At 60.0% G+C, this 1,582-nt stretch carries 1 protein-coding gene and 1 pseudogene; both read right to left on the minus strand.

Features of this window, described 5'->3' with window-relative positions; all coding sequences use genetic code 11:
• Nucleotides 1–496, minus strand: a pseudogene (yagF, locus tag INF61_RS22970) (xylonate dehydratase YagF); the annotation flags it as partial.
• A 14-nt stretch (nucleotides 497–510) separates the two neighbouring features.
• Entirely contained in the window at nucleotides 511–1,419 is a 909-nt protein-coding gene (gene yagE, locus INF61_RS22320; protein ID WP_032647056.1) for a 2-keto-3-deoxygluconate aldolase, read from the minus strand.
• Between the last annotated feature and the right edge of the window lie 163 nt (nucleotides 1,420–1,582).

The raw sequence follows: 1,582 nt of genomic DNA on the forward strand, positions 1-1,582 counted from the left end.
GCCCTTTATCACAGGTCGCCACGCCGATCACCGCCCGGCGCGTCGGCAGGGAGCGGATCAGGCGGCGAAACACGATCGCCGCGTCGTTGCGGTACGGCAGGGAATCGAACATGCCGTGCGTGCCCTGCGAGCGACCGTCGCACGGATCGCTGACGAAGGCGGCGAACGGGATCCCGCCGTTGCGGGTGATCTCCTTCGCCGCCGCCTGCATCTGCATGCCGATCTCCCAGTGTCCGGTGTGGTAGCCCAGCGCAACCGGACGTCCGTCTCCGGCGCGGATGCCGCCCTGGGTGCCGATGATCAGCACCTCTTTGCCGGTGAGCTTGTTGGCATCCCAGCCCATCCCGGCGTTCTGCGTCATACCGAACAGGTTGCCGCTGGGGGATTCCATCAGCATCTGCGGTGTCAGCGGCAGCGTGCCCTGCGGCCCCGCCGCGTAGGTGATCACCGCATAAAACGCATCGTCCTGTGGGGTGAAAATTTTCTCAATGGTCATCGTTATCGTCCGGCTCAGCAGAGCTTGAGCTGTTGTAACAGGGTTTTCAGCTGCGCCTTGCGCGGCTCGTCCAGCGGCGAGGCTGGCGGCAGGACGTGCGTAGAAATAGGACGACCGCAGAGCACGATCGCCTCTTTAATGACGTTCACAAACGGCGTATCCAGCTGATACATCTGCGGGATTTGCAGCAGGGTCTGATGATACTCAGCCGCTTTCGCCACGTCGTTATCCCGCCAGGCTTTCAGAAGATTTACCGACACCTGTGGGGCAAAGTTGCCGCTGGCCGAGATCGCCCCGTCGCCGCCTAGCAGCAGGGTATTAAACAGATGATCGTCGTAGCCGCACAGCACCGTGAAATGAGGATGGGCGCCTTTAACGGTGTGGATCATGCTGCGCAGGTGAGCGACGGAATCGATGGTGTCTTTGATGCCGACGATGTTACTGCGCGAGTCGGCGAGGGTTTTCACCAGCGCCGGGGTCAGATCCTGCCCGGTCAGCGCCGGGAAGTTATAGAGCATCACCGGCAGCGTGACGCTGTCGGCCACCTGCTCGAAATAGCGGATCAGGTTCGCTTCCGACACTTTCCAGTAGTAAGGGTTGATCACCACGATGCCGTCCGCGCCCGCCTGCTGCGCGTGCTGGCTAAGCTCAATGGTTTCCCGGGCGTTGGTGCCGCCGGTGCCGATCAGGACCGGCACACGACGATCGACATGATCGATCGCAAACCGGGCAATGGTTTTACGCTCTTCGGCGCTGAGCTGGGAGAACTCGCCGCCGCTGCCCAGGAAAAACAGGCCGTCGACGCCTGCTTTAATCAGATCGTCGATCAGCGCGGCGGTACCCGGTTTATCGAGCTGGCCATCGGCGGTAAAAATGGTGGAGACAGGGGGAATGATACCCGTGAACAACGCGGACTGCGGCATGAGATCTCCTTGTTGAAACATTTTGTTCTACATTATAGAACGGCGTTCATTAATTTAACGATCATACTATGACGCAGAAAAAGCGCAGGTAAATGGGAAGGGATGAGGGAGTGCGGGAAGTTTAAGCTGGATCACATTATGCGTGGGTGCGGTCTGGTGCCCT

It is taken from the genome of Enterobacter cloacae complex sp. P18RS, from assembly GCF_014982105.1.
Classification (GTDB): Bacteria; Pseudomonadota; Gammaproteobacteria; order Enterobacterales; family Enterobacteriaceae; genus Enterobacter; species Enterobacter hormaechei_C.

Coding starts and splice junctions, on each gene's coding strand:
- yagE (WP_032647056.1), bottom strand. CDS start 1,419: ATGCCGCAGTCCGCGTTGTTCACGGGTATCATTCCCCCTGTCTCCACC.